This is a genomic window from bacterium, from assembly GCA_016699995.1.
GTDB lineage: Bacteria > Patescibacteriota > Doudnabacteria > UBA920 > UBA920 > UBA920.
Window position 1 is genome coordinate 286,899 of the sequence record CP064996.1, and the last position, 23,410, is coordinate 310,308.

The following is a 23,410-nucleotide window of genomic DNA, read 5'->3' on the forward strand; positions in this document are numbered from 1 at the left end:
TTTCATTACAACCAGTGTTGTGGCGCTGGTTTTTTGTTATATTTAGGCGATTTAAAGTTATGCACTTGCAATTAGGTGAACGATTGTATACCATAAGAATATGAAGCAAGCCGGCCATAATAATTTAACATCTCAACAGAAAATAATTGCCCATATTGATATGAATTCCTACTTTGCCACTGTCGAGCAGCAGGATAACCCGGCCTGGCGCGGCCATCCGGTGGGGGTGTGCGAACATCTCGGTGGCATCATTATCGCTGCCAGCGTGGAGGCAAAAAAGTGGGGCATTAAAACTGGAACGCCGGTATGGGAAGCGCGGCGTATATACCCAAAGATCTTTTTAACCAAAACCCATCCGGAAAAATACCGTTTTTATACTGCTCGGTTTTTAAAGGTGTTCGAAGACTATACCGACCGCATAGAAAAATACAGCATCGACGAAGCCTTTTTAGATTTAACCAAAGCTTGCAACATCCGCGTGCCAATGGAGCTGGGAGGTAAGAAGCGGTTGGTGCGCGTGGATCCGTGGCAAGAAGCTCAGCGCATATGTAGAGAAATCAAAACTCGCATGAAGACTGAAGTCGGCGATTATATAACCTGCAGTGTGGGGCTATCTTACAGCAAGCTTGTGGCTAAGATTGCTTCCGATCTGCAGAAGCCGGATGGCTTAGTAGTGGTGCGGCCGGAAGACAAGCATTCTCTTTACGACCGTTTGCAGCTTACCGATATCCCCGGAATCGGCAACCGCATGGAGCGCCGGCTGAATAAGCTTGGAATAAAAACCTTAGCCGACTTGCGCGACTATCCGTCTACAAAATTAATTAGCCATTTTGGCATTCAGGGTCATCACCTGCATAGCATGGGGCAGTTGGAAGGCAGCTGGAAGGAAAGCTTTGGTAAAGAAGTTATTGCAGATCCGATGAAGTCTATCGGTCATATGTATACTATCCCCATGGAGTTTAGGAGCAAAAAAGTGATGAAGCCGGTGTTGTATAAGCTGTCGGAAATGGTGGGTATCCGCCTGAGGGTTAACGGCCTAATGGGCGATACGGTTCATGTGCATGTGCACGACCCGGAACGGTTATGCGCTAGCCGCGGCGGCCGCATCGGGGGCTATGTCCAGGACGGGCGGGATATTTATTTGGAATGCCTGGCTTTGTTGCGCCAAACGAGTATACCGTTAGAGGAGCTGGAAAAGCATAGTTACTTAATTGGCGTCACTGTGGCAGGATTGGTCCCGGAGGTCTCTCAGCCAAGTTTGTTTGGCGGCAAAAAATATAACAATCAGCTGTTACAAGCCTTAGATAAAATTAACCAAAAATACGAAGACTTTACGGTAGCGCGCGTACCGGCATTTTTGGCGCGAAATATCATTCGCGATTCAGTCGGGTTTGGCCGTATGAAAGAATTTAAAACTACGTTTATGCGCGGCGGCCAAGGCGCGTTTAAATAATCTTATAAAAATAAAAAAGCGTCTCACTTTAGGGAGTGAAACGCTGCGTTAGTAGCTGGCTGCGCCGGAGCTAGACTAGCTTTGAGTTCTTTTATTTTCTGTTTGAGCTTACTTTCCGAGGGTGGCAAGCTGTCGCATGCCAGAAAAACTAGACTGATCCATAAAAGCAACCAAAAAATTGGCATTACGGGGGGTGCTGTGGAGCTTAGTAGTAAATCGAATGCAAGACTAAAGAATAGTAAGAATATCTTGGAAAGCCTAACTATTATGGCCGATTCCTTAACCTTTAGCTCGTTGCTGACTCCCTTTTTTGCCTGGCTTAAAATCCGGTCTTCATTATAATTAATTACCTCCTTAGTAAAAAATATATAGAAGAATAGATTGAAGCATCCGAATGTAAACAGAGATGCCGCCAGGGGAGCCTGATTCGGGTTATAAAATAGTACCGCCAAGAATGGGGCGTGGGCAAGCTTTGCCATGAATTTGGCCAGAAAGAAGTTATTTTTCCCGGTCCAAATTTGAATTTTTTTACTGAACTTCTCAGCTTTCTCAATGGACCATTGGTCAAATCTGTATAATTGGCTGAGCATCTTTACCTCCTATAAGTTTTTCTTTCAACGATAAACTGTACACCATTTCTTGGCGATTGTCAATAGTTTATGGTATAATAAATCAAATTTGAAGCAAAGCTGCTGGCACGAAGACAGCGCTTTTGTCGCTTCGCGACAGCGCTTGCGGACTGTCTTCTTAGCCAACAGCTTTCCTTCACATGCTTAATACCAGAAACCAAAAACAATAACAAAAGCTAAATGGTAGCAGAACAATTTTATAAAAAGTTTATTACCCAATTTGTTAAACAGCAAATGATTTTGTTGGGCCCAACTTTGGCTGTCGATACGGTAAACAGGGTGGAAGGGTTGGAGGTTAATAGCCGCGGACAGGTGGTGCAAATTGTTGGAGATTATCCCAGCATTCTGCAGGCCACTGTCGAAGAATTTTCGCGTTTATCTCAGCTGCTTACTACTCATTTTTTGCATTTATTGTTTACGCAGTACCCCCAGATTGCAGCCGAGTACCAGGGCCCTATGCATAAACCGAGTTTGGTTTGTTCATTAATCAAGCCAAAGTCATGATTATCAAGCTCTTATTGCTATTAGATTTTGCAGTATTAGGGATAGTGCTGTTTGTGTATTTGCGCCGCATTTATCGCGAGCGCCAAGCTTTGGTTGGCCAGGCCAACAAGTCTTTGGAATTGCAGCAGCGCATGTACCAGATTCAGGTGCTGCAAGAGATTAGCGAACGCATCGGCTATTCATTGGAGGGTAGCAAGATTATAGAAATCATAACTAATAGCATCGGTAATTTGCTCGAATATGAAACCGTGTCTTTCATGCTTTATAACAAAGCAGATCCGCTGGTATTTAAATGCCACGTTCATAAAACTGTAAATCATAGATTCATTTCGGAGGTTAAAGAACATATGGTGGCGGCTACGCAGTTATTGTGCCAGCCCCAAGGTTACGACATAAAGCTAGATGAGCGAATCGGCGGCGCGATTCTGGACGACCAGCTAGAAGTTGACGTTCGGTCTTTTGTAAATATTCCCGTAATTATAGGCAACGAATTGCTTGGGTTAATTAACATCTCTTCGTCCAAAGCGGGTTTGTTTGGCTGGCAGCAGTCGGCGGTCTTGTTTACTATTACCAACCAAGCAGCCGTGGCGGTAGCACAGCTGCAGACGATGCTAGAGAGCGAAAAAGGTAAGCTGACTGGCATGATTTCTGCCATGACAGACGGAGTAATGATGGTAGATTTAAATAATCAGCTACAAATTTACAATCCAGCCGTCGTGGACTTATTGACTCTGCCAGTGGGCAGGGAGATTACTATGTTTGATATCGTAGACAGCCTTGCCGGAAAAGTGGACCTCCGCACTAAAATTGACGAAGCTCTTGCTAAAGGCATGCCGATAGAAATTAAAGAGTTGTTTGTTCATGATAAGGCTTTAGAGATAACAATTACCCCTGTGCGGGAACATTCCGGCGAACACCGCGGGGTAGCGGTGATTTTGCACGACGTAACTTCCGATAAGGCTTTAGAAAAATTACGTCAGGAGTTTACCGCTATGATGGTGCACGAACTGCGCGCCCCGCTTACTGCCGTTCGATGGTCTAGCGAGGCATTGTTAAAGAATTTGTCCGGCGCTCAGCAACAGCTGCAAGCAGCGAAGGTTAAAGACAGTGTGACTAACATCGATCTTGCGGCCACCAATATGCTCGAATTAGTCAACGATCTTTTAGATGTGGCGAAAATCGAAGCCGGTAAGTTTGATTTAAACATCCAGGAATACGATTTGTCCGAGATTATTACGCAGGAAATCCAAACCTTTACGCCGCAGGCGGAGGGAAAGCATTTAACTTTGAACTTCATTACACCTGGGGTTATCAAAGTGAAATGCGACAAAGTACGCGTAGCGCAGGTGCTAAATAATTTGCTTAGCAACGCCATTAAATATACCGACAGCGGCCAGATTGACGTTAATTTAACATCATCCCCAGAAAGAAACGAAGTCACGGTGGCGATTAAGGATACAGGCTTAGGGGTGAGCCGCGAAGATTTGGCTGTATTGTTCTCTAAATTCAAGCAGCTTAAGACTTTCGACCGTTCTCGCAAGGGTACAGGTTTGGGTCTGGTAGTTTCCAAAGGGATAGTCGAAGCGCACAAGGGCCGAATCTGGGCTGAAAGCGCAGGTGAAAACTTGGGTTCGACCTTTTCCTTTAGCCTGCCTCTTAGTTAGGCTTAGCACAGTCTGGGTTTGGAAATAGTCTTATTGTGGATAACTTTTTTAGAAAAGGGTATAATATATCCATATTATTAAGTTGAAAAAAATGCCGAAGATAGTGTGTGCAGAAGATGATAAAATGATCTCGACTTCCTTGGTAGAAGGCTTCCAGCAAGCCGGATTCGAGGTTACTCCAGCTTACGACGGCGAAGAAGCTATCGCTAAAATTAAGGAAATTAAACCCGACATTGTAGTCCTCGACATTATGATGCCTAAGCTCGACGGCATTGGGGTTGTATGGGAAATGAAGGCAGCTCCGGAAATCGCTGATACGCCTGTGGTAATGTTAACCAACTTAAGCGACCCGACAACGGTCAGTAAGATTTTAGAAGCCGGGGTGACCGATTACCTGCTAAAGAGCGAACAATCAATTGATCAGATTGTCACCAAAGTTAACGAAGTAATGAACCGGGGTAAATAACTAACCGCCGAAGTTTACATAGGATTCAAGCATGGACGTAATCGCCCACACACTGTGGACTAATGCACTGTTCCACTTAAAGTATCAGAAGTTGCGTAAAATGCGGTATCTTGCCGCATTTTTTGGTGTTGCTCCGGACCTAGTTGGTTTTACCCCATTGTTTTTTTATTTAATCTTCTCGGGCAAAACATTTGCCGGCGAAAGGTTTTCCTTCGAAAATGACCAGCATTGGACATTTCATTTCGCTTCCGAAATGTATAATTACAGCCATAGCCTGGTAATTTTCGCAGCAGTATTTATTGGAGTGCTTTTGATGGGCAATATTTATTTTAAAGTTAAGAATAGGGGAGCTTATAAATTTTGGGTTTTTTGGCCTCTGCTTGGCTGGGCTCTTCACATATTAATTGATATTCCTACTCATCCGGATTTCTATCACACTCCGTTCTTGTATCCGATCTCTTCATACGAAGTCCAGCATGGGGTGGCTTGGAGTCACCCGGTGTTTATGGTTATCAATTATACTCTGATGGCCATGGCCTACGCAGCCATTTTTGTATATCATAGTAATAAATATGGCCCCAAAGAAATTATTGATAAAAAGAAAAACACGGACGGTCCAGAAGAAGGCGGTGCCGCAGGTCGGTAAGCCTGGCTTGTTTGTTGTTGCTCATAACATTCGATCCCTTCATAATGTGGGATCGATTTTTAGGACCGCGGATAGCTTTGGGGTCGATAAAATTTTCCTCACGGGCTACACAGGCAGCCCTCCTGATCCCAAAATCGCCAAAGTAGCTTTAGGTGCAGAGCAATTTGTTCCTTGGCAAAAATCCAAATCATTGTTGCCTGTGCTAAAAAAATTGCGGATGCAGGGAGTAAGAATCGTAGCGCTGGAAAATAATGTAGAGAGAAAGACGACGCTCTTGGATAAATATCGCCCAGAATTACCTTTAGCCCTTATCTTAGGCGAAGAAACCAAGGGCCATACCATAAAAATCCTCGATTTGGTGGATGACGTTGTCGAAATTCCTATGCGTGGACAAAAGGAAAGTTTGAATGTCTCGGTGGCCTGCGGAGTAGCATTGTATGGACTGCGCGCCAATTTGAAAGCATAAAATAAATAGCCATCCTCAATTGAGGATGGCTTTAGTTTTTTCGCTAAGACTGCCGCGAATCAGAATTGGATCCTTGTCGCCGCAGGCGAAGTATGGTTCCAGCAAACGAGCTCCTTTAAGAGATTCACTGTGGATGAATACGAGACGCATCAGCGTAATTTCGTCTTTAGCATTGCACGGGTCACCCCGCATGGCTAAAGGAGAAGTGCTGATATTTTCGTAGAGTTTTCGATAATCATCGGCAGTAATCTTTTCCTGTTCGTACAGAGTCAGAATGATGGAAAACCCAGTCTGCTTAGTCATAAAACCCATTGATTTTGTGCATTCGGATAGCAAAATAATGGCATGGCGTCGGCAACTGGGGCACAAATTAAGCTGAGGGTAGGTTCTTTTTGTGTCCATAGTTTTTACCATATATTCAGCGCAAGCGCATGTGTCGGTTTAGATTCATACCGCGATCCGTTCATAGTCTCTCAGGACGATGTTCTTGCGGTAAGCAGCAATAGCTCTGGACATTTCCGAAGGCTTCATAATTTTTCCTCCTTAAAATAGCTTCCTAGAATACCATTTTTGCTGTTATGGGTCAACAAATTCCCTTAACTTAACAAAAGGTAACTACTTTGGCGGATATTTGTGGATAGCTGTGGAACATTTTTGAGAAACATCAAAAACCTTTTTAAACAAAAGGTTTTTTAAATTTGAGAGCTGCGTGCAATCTTTGCGAAATGGGGGATTGTGGGCTATAATGATTTCAAGTGGATAGAAGTGGGTTTGGGTGGGGAAAAGTGGGTGGATAAGTGGATAACTGGAAATTAAGAAAATTAAGTAATTTGGCTATTAGAAAGTGGGTTGATGGCTCATAAACTAACTTTCTACTAGCTACAAGCTAGTTATGTTTATTGGTGAATACAACGCATCCATCGATGATAAGGCGCGGGTTAACATCCCGGCCAAGTTTCGTTCGGATTTAAAAAACAAAGTTGTTGTCACTCGCGGCCTGGATAATTCGTTGGTTCTGTATACATTAGACGAATGGAAGAAGCTTGCAGAGAAATTGGCTAGTCTCCCGATTTCTACTGCCAACACGCGCGCTTTTTCTCGTCTAATGCTTGCAGGAGCAATGGACTGCGAAATCGATAAGCAGGGACGCATTGTCTTGCCTGGGTACTTAAAGGAGTATGCCAAGATCAACAAAAAAATGGTCTTTGCGGGGCTCTATACTCGCATCGAGTTGTGGAGCGAAGAACTCTGGACTAAGTACAAGACACAAACAGAAAAACAGAGTAATCAAATTGCCGAGCAGCTCGGCGACCTGGGGGTCTAATGTACTCTCATACTCCCGTTCTTTTAAAAGAAGTCCTCGAATATTTACAGCCGCAAGCAGACAGCAATTATGTTGATGCCACGCTTGGGGGTGGGGGATATACAGATGCTTTATTGCAGGTGTCGTCTCCGGCCGGAAAAGTTTTAGCTATCGACCTCGATCCAGCTGCGCTAGAAAACGCGAAAGCAAAATTCCAGCAATCAGGCGATCGGTTGGTATTGGCTCACGGCAATTTTCGCGACTTCGACAAAATAATCACTCATCATGAGTTTGCCAACATCGACGGTATTGTTGCCGATATAGGCTTATCTAGCTATCAGCTAGACGGTTCTGAGCGCGGCATTTCTTTTCAGAATAAGGAATTGCTCGATATGCGCTTTGATACTTCGAGTAATCAGCCGGATGCGCGGTTCTTGCTTCATCATAGAACTGCCGAAGAACTGGCTAAAATTTTTACCGATTATGGCGAAGAAAAGTACAGTTATAAGATCGCGCAGAATATAGTAAGGGTCGTCGAGGAAGCACCAAGCGAAGGCCGGAATAGCAATGAAGCCGTAAAATACACCACTGACCTGGTAAAGATTATCCAAGACTCCCTGCCAAAACCGGAAAAGCACCGCTGGGCCGATAGCGCTCGCAGAATCTTTCAGGCACTGCGCATAGAAGTGAACGGCGAGTTGGCCAACCTCGAAGCCTTTCTTCCTAAAGCCTTCAACCTGCTGGATCCAGGAGGCCGGCTAGCGATCGTAAGCTTTCACTCTCTCGAAGACAGAATCGTAAAAAATTATTTTAAGGAACTGGCCACCGGCTGCATTTGCCCGCCGGGATTCCCAATTTGCAAATGCGGGCGAACCCCTCAAGCGAAAATTCTTACCAAAAAAGCCGTTACCGCTGGCGATGCAGAATTAGAGAATAATAGCCGCGCTAAGCCAGCCAAGCTCCGCGTAATCCAAAAACTTTAACTAATCTAAATTTTCCAAAACCAAAACAAATGTTAAAAACTTCCGCCATTCCATTTATCGGCCCAAGCGTCGCCTCTAAAACCAAAACATCTTCGTCTAAAGCTGCTCCGGTTGCCTGGTCGGTAACCAGAGCTAAGTCTAAGCCCAATTTTAGGATTGGCGCAAAGCTCAGCGCCAACTTTGTACCGGCTTTATCGGTAACCTTAATGGCCGCCGTGGTTGGCATGTTGGCTTTGCACTTGTTCTGGGTTAATACTTATTCTTCCAAAGGGTTCGAATTGGAACGAGCACAGACGGCTATCGAAGAGCAGACAGAAATCCAAAAGAAATTATTGGTTAAGCAATCATTAATGAGTTCTACTGTTAGCCTCAGTGATTTGAGCAAGACCGGGCTGGTGCCGGTTACTGAAAGCGAGACTTTAAACGGAAATACTTTTGCCCAAGCTAAATAATCTACTACTGACTTATGGTTGCAGCGCAAGCTACATTTGAAAAAGTTTTTAAAAAGAGAATAGTCTTCCTGGCTGTTCTTTTCATATTCTGCATGCTTATAATTGTGGCTCGTTTGGCCTACATGCAATTATTTCATCAAGGCTATTACAAGGCATTGGCAGAGAGCCAGCATGTAGGGGAGCATGTGATCATTCCGACCCGCGGGGAGATTATGATCCAAGACAGTTTTTCGGGCCAACCATATACAGTTGCAACCTCTGATGAAAAAATACTAGTGTACGCTAATCCCAAAGTTATTACAGACAACGGCCCGATACTAGAAAAACTGCCAGCAGTTATCGGGATGGACCGGGCGGTGTTGGAAGAAAAGCTCAAAGATAAGAACAAGGGTTATGTAGTTTTAAAGAAAGACCTATCGGAGGCAGAGCAGGAAAAAATCAAGGAGCTGGATCTTGACGGGATTGCCTTTGATAAAGAAACCTCACGTTTATACCCGGAAGGCTCTATGTTGGCGCAGCTGTTAGGTTTTGTGGGTTATAAAGGCGATGAAAAAATGGGCGTATACGGATTAGAGCTGGCCTTTAATAAAGAATTATCCGGGACTCAGGGAACGTTGCAGCAGGAAAAAGACAACAGCGGCCGCTGGATATTTGGCGGCAGGCGGGATGGCGTGCCGGCTAAAGATGGAGACTCGCTTTTATTGACTATCGATAAGACTATTCAGCTAAAAGTCGAAGCTGTTTTGAAAGATACGGTAGAAAAGCACGGTGCCGATAGCGGCAGCGTGGTGGCGATGGACCCCAAGACAGGGGCTATTATGGCCATGGCGACCTACCCGACTTTTGATTTGAATAATTATTCCAAGGTATCGAGCGCGGAGGTTTACAATAACCAGGTTACTGTCGGCGCTTATGAGCCAGGTTCAATTTTTAAGCCTTTAACAATGGCTGCTGCGTTAAATGAGGGAGCGGTTACTCCGTCCATGACTTATGTTGATACCGGCGAGATTAAAGTCGGTAGCTATACAATTAAAAACTCGGACAAAAAAGCTAACGGCGTCCAGACTATGAGTCAGGTGCTCGAACAATCCCTTAATACTGGAACCGTATTCCTGGAGACAAAGATAGGCCATAAAAAGTTTTCCGATTACATTAACCGGTTCGGTTACGGTAAAAAAGTGGGTATGGAAGTCAATGAAAGCGCAGGGGATTTGGGAAACTTAAAAGGCAACATAGAGATCAACTACTATACCGCCAGTTTTGGCCAGGGCATTAGCGTTACCCCGGTTCAGTTGGTGCAATCTTTTTCTGCCATTGCTAACGGCGGCGAAATGGTAAAGCCGTATGTGGTCAAGAATATCATACGCAACAATGGCAAAGTAGAAGAAGTCGGCAAAACTCAGAGCACAAAAATTTTATCTCCTAAAGCTGCCAGCGAAGTAGCCGCAATGATGGTTAATGTTGTGGAGAGAGGGCATGGTACCAAAGCCGGCGTGCCAGGTTACTACGTAGCGGGTAAAACTGGCACAGCTCAGGTTCCACGCAAAGACGGCCGCGGCTACGAAGAGAATAACAATATCGGTTCGTTTATCGGCTTTGCCCCGGTTGAAGATCCAAAATTTGTCATGCTCGTGCGCATTAATCATCCGCGTAGCGTTAAGTTTGCCGAAAGCACCGCCGCACCTGCTTGGGGATCAATTGCCAGCTTTATGCTGCAGCACTATAAAGTCGCCCCTACGCGTTAAGGCCGGCTCAAGCGCGGGCGGTAAGTTTAGCATTAGCTTATTTTATGGTTGATATTATATTTATTTAAGCTACAATGAAGGCGCGGGAATACCGCTCAAGGAGGCCAATATGATAAGAAAGGGTATGAAGCCTGGTCTTGGGGTGCGACCGCAGCCCGGAGAGATGAAGGTCAAAAAGCGCATGATTGGTGGCCGCAGGATATGGGTCATCATCAAACATGGGGTTGCCAAAGGCATGGCTGTTGATCACGGTCATAAGTCCGTTGGCGAAGTCGGTCCTGGTTCTTATCCAGGCGAGTATGCTCCTCATCCGAACAATCCGGATAACGAAGTTTTAAAAGTCTTCACTGACCCAAAAGATGAAGACAAAGCCACTTTTTTAATTCCCGAGACTCTTCCGCTTCAAAACGTTGAGTTCGAGGTAGAAGAAAACGACGAAACCAATACTCAGCATGGTTGAACAACCATGCTTTTTTAGTTAAAATAGAGATAGAGATGAACTTAAGAAACGCCTTTTTTTGGACACGCAAATCGGTTTTACTGTTGGTCGCAACAGTATTTTTTGGATTTGCTTCGGTATTCATCGTAATAGGCGTAGCCAGCAGCGCATACCTGATCGCGGTGAACTCTTCTTTGCCAAGCTATGAAGAGATTCAAAACCGAGACGTGCCGGAATCTAGCAAGCTTTACTCTCGGGACGGCACACTAATTTATGAATTCTATGGCGAGTACAAACGTTCAAAAATTTCTTTGGACCAGGTTTCTCCTCATTTAAAAGAGGCCACTATTGCGATTGAAGACAAGGATTTTTATAACCATGGCGCTATTTCTTTACCGTCCATTGTGCGCGCCATGATCGCCAACTCAAAGACTGGAAATATCGAACAGGGGGGTAGCACTATCACTCAACAATTTGCCAAGAACGCTTTGCTCGACCGAAAGAAGCTTTATAGCAGAAAAGTTCGCGAGGTTTTGCTGGCATATAAAATTGAATCCCACTTCGATAAAGATGCAATTTTAGAATTGTATTTAAATGAAATTCCTTATGGCCGCAACAGCTATGGAGCAGAGGCGGCGGCAAAGACTTATTTCGGCAAATCTGCTTCGGAGCTCAATTTAACAGAAAGCGCTTACCTGGCGGCACTTCCGCAGCGCCCAAGCTATTACAGCCCGACTGGGGCGAATAGCGGGGCATTGGAGGATCGCAAAAACTTAGTGCTCCAAAAAATGCTGGAGCAAGGTTATATTACCGAACAGGAAAAGCATCAGGCCGAAACTACGGCTGTAGCTTTTTTGCCTAATTCCCAAAAACTGGTGGCCCCGTATTTTGTGTCGTGGGTGCAAAATTACCTCACTAACAAGTACGGTACCGAATTCTTAAAAGAGGGCGGCTTAAAAGTTTACAGCGCTTTGGACATGAATCTTCAGAATTTGGCGGAACAGGTTGTAAAGGAAGGGGCAGAAACCAATAAAACCAAATACCGCGCTTATAATGCGGCCTTAGTGGCTGTTGATCCTTCTACCAACAAAGTAGTGGCAATGGCCGGCGGTAAAGATTATTTTGGTGCCGCCGAGCCGTCTGGCTGTGTGATTGGTAAAAATTGCAAGTTCGAACCGAATGTAAACGTTGCTTCTTCTTTGCGCCAGCCGGGAAGCAGCTTTAAGCCTTACGCATACCTAACAGCATTTAAGCCGGAGTTCGGCTACACCCCTTTGTCGAAAGTTTTAGATGCGCCTACTGTGTTCGGAACTGCCGGAGGACGCCCATACGCGCCGCAAAATTATGACGGCGGTTTCCGCGGCTTGATTACTATCCGCAAAGCATTGGCAGGCTCTTTAAATGTACCCGCTGTGCGCACCTTGGCTGCGGTTGGAGTAGATAATGTTGTGAACACTGCAAAAAGCCTAGGGATCACCTCTCCCATGAAGAATTGCGGATTATCTTTGGTTTTGGGCGGCTGTGAGGTGAAATTGGTTGATCACGTTACCGCCTTTTCTGTAATTGCCAATGGTGGGAAGGGGGATTTAAGCAGTCCCTTCATGCGCATTGAAGACAAGCATGGCAAAACTCTAGAGGCTTCTAGTAACAACCCAGCTCAAGTGATTAATCCGGAAGCTGTGTACGAACTAATCAGTATAATGACGGATGACCAATCCCGCCAATATATTTTCGGTAAAGATAACCCGCTTAACTTACCGGATCGTCCGGTTGCGGCTAAGACTGGCACTACTCAAAACTGGAAAGATGGTTGGACGCTTGGGTTTACTCCCCAGTTGGCAGTAGGTGTTTGGACGGGGAATAATGACAGTTCTTTGATGCGCGCAGGGGCAGACGGTGTGTTTACGGCAGCACCAATTTGGCAAAAATTTATGCTGGCGGCTACGGCAAGCCAGCCTGTCCGAGATTTCGATGTTCCTGCCGGAATAATCCAGGTAGCTTATGATGCAAACACCAATCGACCGGTTACTGGCAATGCTAAAAATATCCGCATGGAGCCGGTGCCCTGGTATGCTTTGCCAAAAGATATTCAGGTTTCTGCGGCACCGCGAAATCTACAGCGCTCATTAATTGGACCTATCGATACCAAAGAAGTAAAACTAGCACCAACCGGCGGGCAAGTGGGGGGAGCTTATACTGACATTCCATCCGGTTCGTAATAGTTTTAGTTCAATTTAAATAACAAATATAAAAAGCACATCCTTTAAGCATGGATGTGCTTTATTGTTTTAGCGTCGACCGTATATTAGGTCATGGTGATATGCCTCACGGGCGCGGCCTTCTGCCGATGGGAGTTTATTCCATTCGGTGTCATTGAACCTATCTAATACCAACTTTTTGCGCACGCTGGGCTGTCCGTTGATACTAATCGGAACCATGGTCTGGTTGTAGACAGTAATCCCACAGTTGTCCGGACCCGGAGTTTCTACGAACTCTTTTTCAGTCCAGTGTTCCAGAAGATAGCGGATGCAGCGGATCGTTCCGCCATGTGTGAAGATCCAGACATTCTGATCGTCGCGGGTATGGAAAATTTCCGTAATAAATGAACGCACGCGCTCGACAACTTTAGACAAGCTTTCTCCTCCGGGAGGGGCTGCGTGGAATCCACCCATGGTTCTCCAATACTCTCGGAGATAGGGAAAGTGTCGTTCGACTTCCTCTTCTGTCATGTCATAGGTATAACCTGGATCTCGTTCCCTGAGAAAGGTTGTACTCCGTCTTTCTACAGAGTTCAGTTCCTTATCAGTGAACGCAGTTAAAGCGGTATTGGCAGTTTGTTCGGTGCGACGGTATTCTGAGTCGTATACAAAATCTGGCTTACCGAAATGGGCCTTCAAATAAAATCCTGCTTTAACGGCTTGCTCGAATCCAGGCAAGGTAATTGGTATCATGTGATCACCTATGCCTTTGACCAACTTGCGGGCGTCTTCGTCTGCAAAATATGTAGTTGGTTTCTGTCCATTTCTACCTCTTTTGGCTTCATTCCGAGCCGATTCTGCATGTCTGATTAGGATAAGTTGTTTAGGCCTTCCGGCTAATTGAGACATCTATTTTTCCTCCTATCTATGAGGGTTCATAATAACAAATTTTGCTTTGAACAGCAATTATAAGTGCAAATATCATTGACAAACAAGCCTAAAAGTGTTATCATAAAACCTAAAATCGAATTTGGAGGGCATAATAATGAATGGCAATAATATGATATGGCCTGCAGAACTGAACTTGGTTCGTCACGGGCAGTCAAATTACAACATCCTGAAGGCGCTTAAGGCAGCCGACCCGGATTATCAGGTGTTCAAACGGTTATATAACCGTTGGGATGCAAGGTGTGAAAAAGGGGACTGGATGCGCGAGCCGCCGAAGAGCGAGTTGGTAGAGTTGGCCATCCAGATGCGTAAGAAATACTCTTTGGGATGCAGTGATCCGGAAACTCCGCTCACCGAAATGGGCATATGGCAGGCACAGCAAACCGGCAAGGCCCTAGCAGAGTTTATCGAAATTCCCGACGTGATCTTTGTTTCGCCTTACAAAAGAACCTGGCAAACATTCGAGAATGTAAAGATGTTTTGTCCGCAGTTTCATGGGGTAAAGATCCGCGAAGAAGATCGCATCCGCGAACAGGAGCACGGATTGTGCGCTTTGTACAATGACTGGCGTATCTACCACGTTTTTCATCCGGAGCAGCGCGCTATGTTCCGGCTTGCCGGCAAGTACGATTACTGCTTCCCTGGGGGAGAGAATATTGCCAGGGCAAGGGACCGCGTTAGGCGCTGGTTTGATAAGCTTATTCGGGATTATCCCGGAAAGCGAGTATGGGGATTCACTCACCACCTTACCAAGCTTACGATCATGGGATTGCTCAAGCATTGGAGTCAGGAACAGTTTTTATGGTGGGATACCCATCGCGTTCCGCCTAATCTGAGCGTTACCACGTTCCGCGGCACTAACACCGGCAAGATCGAGATCGAACTTCCGGAATATGGGAAGATCTACTACGATCAGTCAAAGTATGCGCCTGCGTAAGCAGCGCAATTGCCAATAATAAAACCGACCAAGTAAGAAGGTCGGTTTTTTATGTGTCTACATTTTCAGAGCAGTTTTAATCATCGCGTTTATGATTTCTTTTTTGCCCAAATGAGCCGCGGTGTGGCGATGCTGAGTAATTGTTCGCCCAAGCACGATGTAATCGGCCCCATTTTTTATGGCGTCAATAGGGTCGACGGTAGCATACTGGTCGTGTTTTTGGTCTGAACTGAGCCTGATACCAGGACACAGGATCTGTAAATTTTGAAAGCGTGGATCCTGTTTAATTTGTCCGGCTTCGTGAGAGTTCCCTGCGCAGATTATTCCGTCGAGTCCGCTGTTTGCAGCCAATAAGCCCAGATGAAACACTTGCTTTTCTCGGCTGCGGCCGTAAATTCTGTAACACTCATCTTCGCCGATAGAAGTGGGTACGGTCACTCCGAATAGTCTGCTTCTGCCTTTGTTGGCCATCGCAGCTTTGAGGCATTTTTCTCCGCTGGAGAGGTGGACCGAGATCAGGTCTACTCCCAGTTTGGCCGCTTCGGCGACGCTTTTACTGACAGTGTTGGGCGTGTCGTGATATTTGAGATCTAAAAAAACTTTAAGGCCAGCAGAGACTATCCGTTCTACAATTAGCGGTCCGTTGGACGTAAATAGTTCCGAACCTACCTTAAACATACCTGCAAAATCTTTCAGGTCGTAGACTATGTCGATAGCCTCGTCGGGGTCGTCGGTGTCTAGAGCCACGATTATCCTGTCTTGAACGTTCATATTTCCTCCTGAATAACATCAAACTATACAGAAAAAAGCTGTTTTTGTCAACGGCTTACATATGAACTTTTCCTATTTCGGTGAGGATTTTTTTACCTTGCTAAGAAGTTACGACAGGTTGCGGCGGTTATATCCGTACGCAATTGCTAAGATAAGATGTATTAAACCCATCACTGTATTGATACCCCACACAGCCGGGCTAGACCAGCCTGCAGCCAGAAAGAAGTTGAGGTTCATTGCGGCTCCTCCAAGCAATGCCAATACGAGGAGAGCTGCAACTGGTGTAGGTAAACTTTTTTTATACAATAACCATGCCCCGCCTAGTAAGAGTGCTGCGCCAACCAACACTTCTGATGTGCGAATTATGTTACCAAAGAGTTCTGCACGCGGAATGATTACGGTGTAAAGCAGGTCGGCGTAGGCTTTGTAGGAAGTTTTCTCTGCAAAGCTTCCCAGTGTTGTGGCAATATTTGTCATAAACCCCCCGCTAGACCATTTTCCCCAGCCTGAGTGAAGCCATTGGAGGGCTAGAACCCACTGAATGAAAATTATCCAAATAACGGACACCTTCTTATTAGTCATTTTTCTTTTATTAATTAAAATTTTTTACGAATATGTTGTTCGGAGTAGCTCCAATCCGAAGTGATTTTTTTATGAGGGTTGAAAATGTTTTGAGGATCAAATATGGTTTTGATTTGAGAGAAGATTTCTATTACTTTAGAGGGGTACATCTGATCCAAAAATGGCCCACGGACGAGCCCATCGTTGTGTTCTCCCGAAAGAGATCCTTTGTATTTAACCACTAAGTCCGTGACTTCCTGCAGAACTGCCGAAATTTTATTTCTTTCTCGCAATTTAGTCAGATCCATAAGAGGGATGATGTGAAAATTGCCATCGCCCATATGGCCGGCGATTGTATATAAAAGTTTGTGGCGGTCTAGGATTTGGTAAAGCTTGGGTAAAAATTCTGGCAAATTGGGTGGTGGCACTATTAAGTCATCTATGAAAGGCGCCGCGTGCTTGCGTTTAATATTTTTGCGAAGGAGATTAAAACTTTCTCGGCGCATAACCCAAAATTTTTCTTCGTGGTGCTTGTCGCGGGCTCTTTCCATGGTAACATCGAATTTTCTCAATGCATGTTCTACTGCATCGATCTTCGCGTCTATCTCACTTTGCCGTTTGCCTTCGAATTCCACGAGTAAAATCATTTTAGGAAAATGAGGCAAAAATCTTAGCATTTTATTCAGTACTGGGATAAAGCTCAAGCCTAGCATAATGAATCGCTTCCACCCTAAAGTAGTTCTAAAGCTGTAAAAAAAGCGCAGCGCAAATTTTAAAGTATGTTCATCGAATGATTCGATACTGGTAGCTTGGAGCGGAAGGAGGGCATTTATGATGTTGCCTAGATTTTTTAACGATGGCATGAGCACTACCATCATTCCCGATAAAGGTTTGGCCGCAACCAGACGTAAGGTGGCTTGGGTGGTGATTCCTAATGTTCCTTGAGCGCCTACTAGTAGTTTAGTGAGGTCCAATGTTTTTCCGTCCCATGCATCCCAAATGTTGTATCCGGTAGAGTTTTTGCTCACGACAGGCTTGGATCGGGCAATAACATCTTGATTCTTCTCTAGAAGACGCAAGACTTTTTTGTGAATCCTTCCTTCGAAGGAATCCTCTGCCAATTTTTTTTGTAATTTTTCGTTGCTTAGAGGTTTAATGGTGTGTTCTTCGCCATCGGAAAGGATCACTTTTAGTTGCTTAACATAGCGTTCAGTTTTACCGTATACCAATGATTTTTCCCCACCAGAATTGTTGTTGATTATGCCGCCCATCATACAGATTTCGCGAGAGGCAGGGTAAGATGGAAAGAGCAAGCCTTTAGATAAGGTTTTAGGTTCGAAATCTCTGTAATACACACCTGGTTCCACAGTAGCCCCTGTTTTAGAAACTGGGCCAATCTTTTTAAAGTATCTTTCCAGCGTGACAATGATTGAGTCATTTATAGCACCACCAGACATGTCGGTGCCGCCGCTGCGTGCGGTAAGGGACAAGTCGGGGTTGTTGCGCTTATGGGCTTTTACGTATTTGACTAGCGTAGAAATATCCTCTGCATTTTTGGGGAAAGCTACTAGTTGGGGACGGATTTCGAATAGGCTGGCGTCATGGCTGTATTTGTCTAGAGTCGGGGCGTCATTTAGCAACTCTCCTTTAAAAGAGGGTATTTGTATCGATTGATGTTGAGCCATGAATTGTTTGGTTTTGGTTTGTTTCTTATGAGGTTATTGTACCAAATTTTTGGATGATGTTGGGCTGGAGAATCGGAAAAGAGGAGTGACTCCGGTGTAATTAAGCTTGAAGGGGTAACTTTTACGAAACAGTACTACCATTTGTGCTAAAAGCATTATCGATCCGGTGTAGGCGAAATCTCCTATGAGCATATTGCGGAAGAACGGCAATCCTAATTCGTACGAATACAGCAACCCTGAAAGACTTTTTTCATACCAAGTAGAGGAGTACCACACAGCTGCATTGGTTATCAAAAAGAACAGTACGGAGGATGATGCTACAGACAGGCCAGTTTTCCAGACAGTGCGTCGCTGCGCGCTTCCGTAGGCGATAATGCCGATCAGTCCAAACGAAGCATAGACGCTAACCATGACTTGCCATTGGTAAGAACCTAAGACGAGATCGGAGATTGCTATCGCGGCCAACGGCAGCAATAACCCCCACCGTCTACCCAAGTAAAAGCTTCCCACAAAGGCAATGGCAGAAATAGGGGTAAGATTTGGCTCGTGGGGGAGCAGGCGCATAGTTGCTCCAAAACCGGCCAAAAGCAGGCCGACTAATATTAGTAGTTGATTATTTTGCTTCATCTGGAGTAATAAAATACCATTCTAATTTGTCGTCGGGCAAAAGTTTGTATTGGTCCGCCCCCACCATAGGCAAGGCGCCATTGACTTTATAGTGCCAGTATTTTCCGTCGGTACCATTACTAATCCCTCCTAAGCTTTCTACCAGAGTACCTAAGCCGGAAAACTCTTTAACGGAAAGCTGTATCGACGGATCATTGTCGTTTAAATTTTGCAGAGCTTGCAGGGCAGTTTGCCCGTCTTTAAAAGCCACTTGGCGATCTTCTAATATGCCTTGTACAGTGATGGAAACGTTCTGAGTTTTTATGTCAGCATTGCTAGCGGTGCTGCCTACGTCATTCTGCTGTGGGGATTGTTGTCTGTCGCGATCGGTTAGGGTTGGAAGCCCGAAGACTAACACCGTGAATATTGCAATTGCTAGTAGCGTGGGCCAAATAAATTTTTTATTCATCATCATATGGTTAATTGTTGGGATAATAAGTTACACTGCCACTGTTTCTTTTTTTACAACCTCACCGGTGGGGGTAAATTCTAGTTCGCATGCTCCGCCGGCGCAGGCGAGTTCGAGTTTTTGTTCGGTCTCATCAGACAGCTCATAAAAGAATAGTTTTGAATAGTCGATCTCAGGAAATCCTGCACGTAGTTCTTCGTACTTTTGCTTATCGATTGTTTCGTACGGAGCCAGCTTATAAACATGGTCGAATCGGGGCAAAAAAGATAGTCCGCCGATGATCTCCCAATTTTCCTGAAGCCAGTTCACGACAGCTATCCATTCGTCTTCTCCCACGGAAATGGTTGCGGATGGATTGTGCTCAGTGTAGTTTAACTTAACTGTTTTCCAATATTCCAACTGCTCCAAGGCGGAAAAGTCATCTTTAAACCGGCTATTGTTAGGAGCTTCGACTGGGAATTCTAAAACATAGGTTGTGGCATTGTCGGGGTTCTGACCCACCTCCGGATAATGGGGGACGCCTTGATCGCGAAGCATTTTGAAGAGTGAATCTGTGGCAGAAATCCTTACCCGGCGGATATAGTACTTGGCATGGCGCGGATGGATGCCGGATGAACAATTAAAAGTTTGGGAGACTGTACCGGAAGGCTTGACCGCTGTTACGGAAGTGGCAGGGTTGATACCGAACCGCTGGGCAAATTCAGCATTAGTTTTTACGGCGATGTCCCGGATAGCTTGTAAAACTTCTGGTTTTCTTACTTCGTCACAGTCCCATTGTCCGGTGATCGATACGCCGAGCAACGACTCGTCTTTGCAATGCTTTGCCCAGTCTTGAGAGATGTATTTGAAATTTGTAAGAGAAGCTTGATAGGTACCCAGTATGGCTGCGAGTTTGGCCTTTCTGATTAAGGTTTCCTGGGTGTCGTGGGATCTGGCTATGACCTCTGAGAGATTGCAGAACTGTTTGGATTGAAGAATGATTTCCCCGCATGGGTTTGTGCCTACAGAGGCCTCTACGACGCCGTCTGGGCTAAGAAATCCTCTCTCCTGAAAGTGTTTTTGCCGCCTTGCGGGCATAGTGTTATGCAGCGCACCTCTGTTAAAGAGGCCTCTTTCCCCAGAACCGCTCTTCATAAGAGCGATCCATTCATCCATGAGCTCGGCACTAGTGGGTCGTTGCGCATACACAGCCGAGTTATTGGCGACCATGCGATGTGGCTCATGCACAAAGAATTGCCCCTTTTTTGCGTCTCTTAAGTCGGCGTCATCCAGATCCGAGAGGCTTATCATCGCTGTGCGTCGAACTCCGCCAGCTACTACGCATTCGCCAATCTTGCAGATAATATCATGAGCATCTATTGGTCGGAGCCGACGCCCTTGCCGGTTGAGTATCTTTTCTTTAGCAAACTGCAAGAGTGAACGAAGCGGTTCTGGTCCGGAAGCCTTTCCACCCATTACTTTCAATCTCTCGCCAGCCGGCCGGATTTGGGAATAGTCAAAATCTACATCACCGCCTTGATACCAGGTGGTCAGGCCAAGAGTAAGAGCATCACACCAGCCTTCCTTGGAATCTCCCACTATATGAGGCTGAGCTTTATGGGACTTATTTTGCTTCTGAATCTGTGGAAGCTTTTCTATGTTTTGGCTCTCGACGGTAAATCCAACTCCGCACCCCTGCATGGATAAGTACATGATTTCGGCAAAGTCCTCAATTTGGGCTGGGGCGATAAAGGTACAATTGTAGGCACACGTGTTGCATCGACGAGCGGGATCACCAGCAAATTGCATTAAGCGCATCGATGGCATAACCTCCTGCTTAAGAATAGCTTCGCGGAGTTCTTGGTATTCTTGCCTAGTAAGCTTATCTCCTAGATTCTCTTTCATATACGAAATATAACGGTCAACAGTTTCTATCCAAGTTTCGCGTCGATTTTCTGATTCTATCCAGCGGGCATAGGTACGCAAATAAACAAATTCACCCAGAGGGTTGTCTAGAAAGTATTTCTTGCTCTCGGCGGTAAGTCGGCGCACATGTTCCGGTACATCGCCGTGCTTATCTCGAATCTCTTTATGTTCGGCCCGATAGAGGATATAGGCCTTGGCAGTCGCTGTAAATCCTTGATTCATCAATTCATTTTCTACTTCATCCTGAATGCCTTCTACAGTAGGAACGAATGACGGTTCCAGTCTTTTGCTTGCCAAAAGCTTCTTCACTATGATGGCTGTCACTTGTTCGGGAGCTTCGTCGCGAAATTCTTTGGCGGCCTTCATAGCCTTGGTGATGGCGTTGGTAATTTTGCCTTGTTCAAAACTAACTAAGCGGCCGTCTCGCTTGGTAATATGGGTAATCCCCAGGTGTTGTGCTTGCTTCATAGATTAAAATACTATATATTGATATTGATCTATACAAATTATAATATAGATGGTCATCTATGAACAACAATACAACTGGGGATAAGTCCTCAAAATCGAAAAAAATAGGTAAGGTAAGCCAAACATATCCTCGTCCAGAATGGGTGCCGCAGACGGTGTCCCAGGAGGAGGAGCTTTGTCCGGATTGTTTTAAAGTAGTGGGAGAGCGGAGCCGCTATAAATTGGTCTGCATGCTGGGTAAATCTGCAGAAGGCATGACGGTAAGCGAGCTAACAGAGAAAATGAATCTTAAACAGCCTACGGTTACGCACCATTTGCAGGTTTTGCAATCGGTGGATGCCGTGCACAGCCGAGCGCAAGGAAGAGAGAAAATTTTTAATCTTAATCGAAGCGCTCATTGTTTTGAAGATTGCAATATACCGTATTAAATAGGAACGGTTTAATATAAAAACACCATGCTCGCGCGTGGTGTTTTAGTTTTTTATCATCAGGTTGAGATTCCAGTCTTCGTTTTTGGCACGAGTTATTTCACCCTCGTAAATAGTGATCATTACTTCTAGCGTAGCCGAAGCAGTAACAGAAAAGATGTGGCCACCGATCACACTAAAGTCCTTTTTGGAGAAAGTGCCATGAGCATGTATAACAGGATTGTTATCCATCCATCCGATGTTTCCGATGATTCCTGTTACCTCCAAGTCTTCGGTAATAGGTTCGCCTTCGGCTTCGGTGGGGATGTATTTTTTCTCTTGAGGGCAATAAAAAGTAATTTTTATAGAAGAACATGCCCCGATAGCTGTAAACTTTGCTCCAAGAATTCGATTTTCTGCGGCGTATTTTCTGAGCACTTCAAACAGTTCGTCGCCTTCGTCCAGACGCAGAACCACTTCTTTATTCAAACCCTTTTCCTTAATAATTTCTCGCATATTCACTCCTTATAACTGCATTAGATTTTACAGACTTCAAGGGATTTGTCAAAGGGTTAGTCTTTCCAATTGATTTTTATGATTTTATCGTCATTAGGTTTTTTGCTGCCGCGGCCGTCGGTGTTAGAGGTAGAAACATAGAGGAAGCCGTCTGGTCCGGTAACTACGGCTCGCAGACGGCCGTACTTTTCGCGCAGGTAATTGTTGAGCTGACCAAGCTTGCCATTAGAAATCTTGGTGGCATACAAAGACTGTCCTCGCAGGCCGCTGAATATTAACCACCCTTTGTAATGAGCTAAACCGCTTGGCGCCCAGGTTTCTTCGCTGCCAGAATGAACAATCGGGTTTACCATCCCTGCCTCTGTCTCGTCGCCTTTGATGTTCGGCCAGCCGTAATTATTGCCTTTTTGAATTTTGTTTAATTCATCATAACCGGTAGAGCCTCCGGAAGGGCCGTGTTCGGTGGCCCAGAGCTGGCCCGAAGCGTCCCAGGCCAAGCCTTGTACGTTGCGATGGCCGTAAGAATACACGGCGTTGCCGAACGGATTATCGCTGGGTATGCTTCCCTCATCGGTAATGCGGAGAATTTTTCCGGCCAGAGAATTTTTATCCTGAGCGTTGTCCGCCATCTGGGCATCTCCTGTGCCTATGTATAACAAACCATCTGGTCCAAAAGCTATGCGCCCGCCGTCGTGGTTATTAGAGCCGGGGATTCCTTCGATGATAACTTTACGGTCTGTAAGCTGATCGTTAGCATACTGGTAACGCTCCACACGGTTAGTTAAGCCGTTCCTAGAAGTAGTGGTTGAGTATAAATAAATGAATCGGTTATTTTTAAAATTCGGATGCAGGGCCATGCCTAGCAAGCCGCCCTCGCCCCGGTGAGCAACGCCGGCAATATCAATAACAGTGGTTTTAGTTTTGATATGTTTCAACTTGCCAATGCGTTCGGTTACTAACATGGTTCCATCCGGCAGAAAAGCAATTTCCCACGGGATGGCTAAGTTTTCTGCAACGACTTGTTCGTTTTCTTCATTTACATTTAGAGCTGGCAAGGTTGTTTCTGTCGGCTTAAAGATATACTCATATATGGATTGGCGGTTAAAGTAAATTAGTCCTGCTGCGATTAGGCCAACGAACGCAGTAACAATGGCAAAAGTCTTTGTATTATTCATTCCCTAATTATAGC

General features: G+C 45.3%; 25 protein-coding genes. 14 read left to right on the forward strand and 11 right to left on the reverse strand.

All coding sequences use genetic code 11. From position 1 onward, the window contains the following. Positions 1–100: 100 nt before the first annotated feature. Complete coding sequence (locus IPM19_01495) at positions 101–1,453, forward strand: DNA polymerase IV (GenBank protein ID QQS23221.1); 1,353 nt, start codon at positions 101–103, stop codon at positions 1,451–1,453. Positions 1,454–1,476: 23 nt separating this feature from the next. On the opposite strand, the gene IPM19_01500 is transcribed toward IPM19_01495, so the two are convergent. Next, positions 1,477–2,043: a hypothetical protein gene (locus IPM19_01500; GenBank protein QQS23222.1), complete on the reverse strand. Its 567-nt coding sequence runs from the start codon at positions 2,041–2,043 to the stop codon at positions 1,477–1,479. A 219-nt stretch (positions 2,044–2,262) separates the two neighbouring features. Here IPM19_01500 and IPM19_01505 point away from each other — a divergent pair, with 219 nt between their 5' ends. The 5 genes from IPM19_01505 (at position 2,263) to IPM19_01525 (ending at position 5,828) form a co-directional block, all read left to right on the forward strand. Further along, the gene (locus IPM19_01505) at positions 2,263–2,586 is read left to right on the forward strand and encodes a hypothetical protein (protein QQS23223.1); all 324 of its coding nucleotides are present in this window, start codon (positions 2,263–2,265) and stop codon (positions 2,584–2,586) included. After that, positions 2,583–4,250: a GAF domain-containing protein gene (locus IPM19_01510; protein QQS23224.1), complete on the forward strand. Its 1,668-nt coding sequence runs from the start codon at positions 2,583–2,585 to the stop codon at positions 4,248–4,250. Before IPM19_01505 ends, IPM19_01510 begins: the two co-directional genes overlap by 4 nt. A 91-nt stretch (positions 4,251–4,341) precedes the next feature. Then, complete coding sequence (locus tag IPM19_01515) at positions 4,342–4,716, forward strand: response regulator (protein QQS23225.1); 375 nt, start codon at positions 4,342–4,344, stop codon at positions 4,714–4,716. Positions 4,717–4,747: 31 nt separating this feature from the next. Further along, positions 4,748–5,362: a hypothetical protein gene (locus IPM19_01520; GenBank protein QQS23226.1), complete on the forward strand. Its 615-nt coding sequence runs from the start codon at positions 4,748–4,750 to the stop codon at positions 5,360–5,362. Next, positions 5,346–5,828: a TrmH family RNA methyltransferase gene (locus tag IPM19_01525; protein QQS23227.1), complete on the forward strand. Its 483-nt coding sequence runs from the start codon at positions 5,346–5,348 to the stop codon at positions 5,826–5,828. The genes IPM19_01520 and IPM19_01525 overlap by 17 nt, the downstream gene beginning before the upstream one ends. 15 nt (positions 5,829–5,843) lie before the next feature. Here the strand turns inward: IPM19_01525 and IPM19_01530 are convergent, their stop codons facing one another. Then, entirely contained in the window at positions 5,844–6,131 is a 288-nt protein-coding gene (locus IPM19_01530; protein QQS23228.1) for a hypothetical protein, read from the reverse strand. 589 nt (positions 6,132–6,720) lie between these two features. Here IPM19_01530 and mraZ point away from each other — a divergent pair. The 6 genes from mraZ to IPM19_01560 all read left to right on the forward strand — a co-directional run bounded on the left by mraZ (position 6,721) and on the right by IPM19_01560 (position 12,969). Continuing rightward, a complete protein-coding gene (gene mraZ / locus IPM19_01535; GenBank protein ID QQS23229.1) occupies positions 6,721–7,152 on the forward strand; it encodes a division/cell wall cluster transcriptional repressor MraZ in 432 nt (143 codons plus the stop codon). After that, positions 7,152–8,114 carry a 16S rRNA (cytosine(1402)-N(4))-methyltransferase RsmH gene (rsmH, locus tag IPM19_01540; GenBank protein ID QQS23230.1) on the forward strand — a complete coding sequence of 321 codons (963 nt, stop codon included), beginning with the start codon at positions 7,152–7,154 and terminating at the stop codon, positions 8,112–8,114. Before mraZ ends, rsmH begins: the two co-directional genes overlap by 1 nt. A gap of 29 nt (positions 8,115–8,143) precedes the next feature. After that, on the forward strand, positions 8,144–8,566 hold the full coding sequence (locus IPM19_01545; GenBank protein QQS23231.1) for a hypothetical protein: 423 nt from the start codon (positions 8,144–8,146) through the stop codon (positions 8,564–8,566). Positions 8,567–8,580: 14 nt separating this feature from the next. Further along, positions 8,581–10,311: a penicillin-binding protein 2 gene (locus tag IPM19_01550; GenBank protein ID QQS23232.1), complete on the forward strand. Its 1,731-nt coding sequence runs from the start codon at positions 8,581–8,583 to the stop codon at positions 10,309–10,311. A 109-nt stretch (positions 10,312–10,420) separates the two neighbouring features. Further along, entirely contained in the window at positions 10,421–10,771 is a 351-nt protein-coding gene (locus IPM19_01555) for a hypothetical protein (GenBank protein ID QQS23233.1), read from the forward strand. Between the two features lie 35 nt (positions 10,772–10,806). Then, positions 10,807–12,969, forward strand: a complete 2,163-nt coding sequence (locus IPM19_01560; protein ID QQS23234.1) for a PBP1A family penicillin-binding protein — start codon at positions 10,807–10,809, stop codon at positions 12,967–12,969. A gap of 69 nt (positions 12,970–13,038) precedes the next feature. Here the strand turns inward: IPM19_01560 and IPM19_01565 are convergent, their stop codons facing one another. Next, positions 13,039–13,857 carry a phosphoglycerate mutase family protein gene (locus tag IPM19_01565; GenBank protein ID QQS23235.1) on the reverse strand — a complete coding sequence of 273 codons (819 nt, stop codon included), beginning with the start codon at positions 13,855–13,857 and terminating at the stop codon, positions 13,039–13,041. Positions 13,858–13,993: 136 nt separating this feature from the next. On the opposite strand from IPM19_01565, the gene IPM19_01570 reads away from it, so the two are divergent. Continuing rightward, the gene (locus tag IPM19_01570) at positions 13,994–14,833 is read left to right on the forward strand and encodes a histidine phosphatase family protein (GenBank protein ID QQS23236.1); all 840 of its coding nucleotides are present in this window, start codon (positions 13,994–13,996) and stop codon (positions 14,831–14,833) included. Positions 14,834–14,890: 57 nt separating this feature from the next. On the opposite strand, the gene pyrF is transcribed toward IPM19_01570, so the two are convergent. The 6 genes from pyrF to IPM19_01600 form a co-directional block, all read right to left on the reverse strand. Then, positions 14,891–15,604 carry an orotidine-5'-phosphate decarboxylase gene (pyrF, locus tag IPM19_01575; GenBank protein ID QQS23237.1) on the reverse strand — a complete coding sequence of 238 codons (714 nt, stop codon included), beginning with the start codon at positions 15,602–15,604 and terminating at the stop codon, positions 14,891–14,893. A gap of 108 nt (positions 15,605–15,712) precedes the next feature. After that, complete coding sequence (locus IPM19_01580; GenBank protein ID QQS23238.1) at positions 15,713–16,081, reverse strand: hypothetical protein; 369 nt, start codon at positions 16,079–16,081, stop codon at positions 15,713–15,715. Positions 16,082–16,200: 119 nt separating this feature from the next. Next, complete coding sequence (locus tag IPM19_01585) at positions 16,201–17,850, reverse strand: FAD-binding oxidoreductase (protein ID QQS23239.1); 1,650 nt, start codon at positions 17,848–17,850, stop codon at positions 16,201–16,203. A 33-nt stretch (positions 17,851–17,883) separates the two neighbouring features. Then, the gene (locus IPM19_01590) at positions 17,884–18,477 is read right to left on the reverse strand and encodes a hypothetical protein (GenBank protein ID QQS23240.1); all 594 of its coding nucleotides are present in this window, start codon (positions 18,475–18,477) and stop codon (positions 17,884–17,886) included. Next, entirely contained in the window at positions 18,464–18,925 is a 462-nt protein-coding gene (locus IPM19_01595) for a DUF4430 domain-containing protein (GenBank protein QQS23241.1), read from the reverse strand. The genes IPM19_01590 and IPM19_01595 overlap by 14 nt, the downstream gene beginning before the upstream one ends. Before the next feature lie 30 nt (positions 18,926–18,955). After that, entirely contained in the window at positions 18,956–21,298 is a 2,343-nt protein-coding gene (locus tag IPM19_01600; GenBank protein QQS23242.1) for a ribonucleoside-triphosphate reductase, read from the reverse strand. A gap of 59 nt (positions 21,299–21,357) precedes the next feature. Between IPM19_01600 and IPM19_01605 the strand changes: the two genes are divergently transcribed. After that, positions 21,358–21,726, forward strand: coding sequence for a winged helix-turn-helix transcriptional regulator (locus IPM19_01605; GenBank protein ID QQS23243.1), 369 nt, complete (start codon positions 21,358–21,360; stop codon positions 21,724–21,726). Between the two features lie 45 nt (positions 21,727–21,771). Here the strand turns inward: IPM19_01605 and IPM19_01610 are convergent, their stop codons facing one another. Both IPM19_01610 and IPM19_01615 read right to left on the reverse strand, forming a co-directional pair. Then, entirely contained in the window at positions 21,772–22,221 is a 450-nt protein-coding gene (locus IPM19_01610) for a DNA-binding protein (GenBank protein ID QQS23244.1), read from the reverse strand. Positions 22,222–22,277: 56 nt separating this feature from the next. Then, a complete protein-coding gene (locus tag IPM19_01615) occupies positions 22,278–23,396 on the reverse strand; it encodes a PQQ-dependent sugar dehydrogenase (GenBank protein QQS23245.1) in 1,119 nt (372 codons plus the stop codon). Between the last annotated feature and the right edge of the window lie 14 nt (positions 23,397–23,410).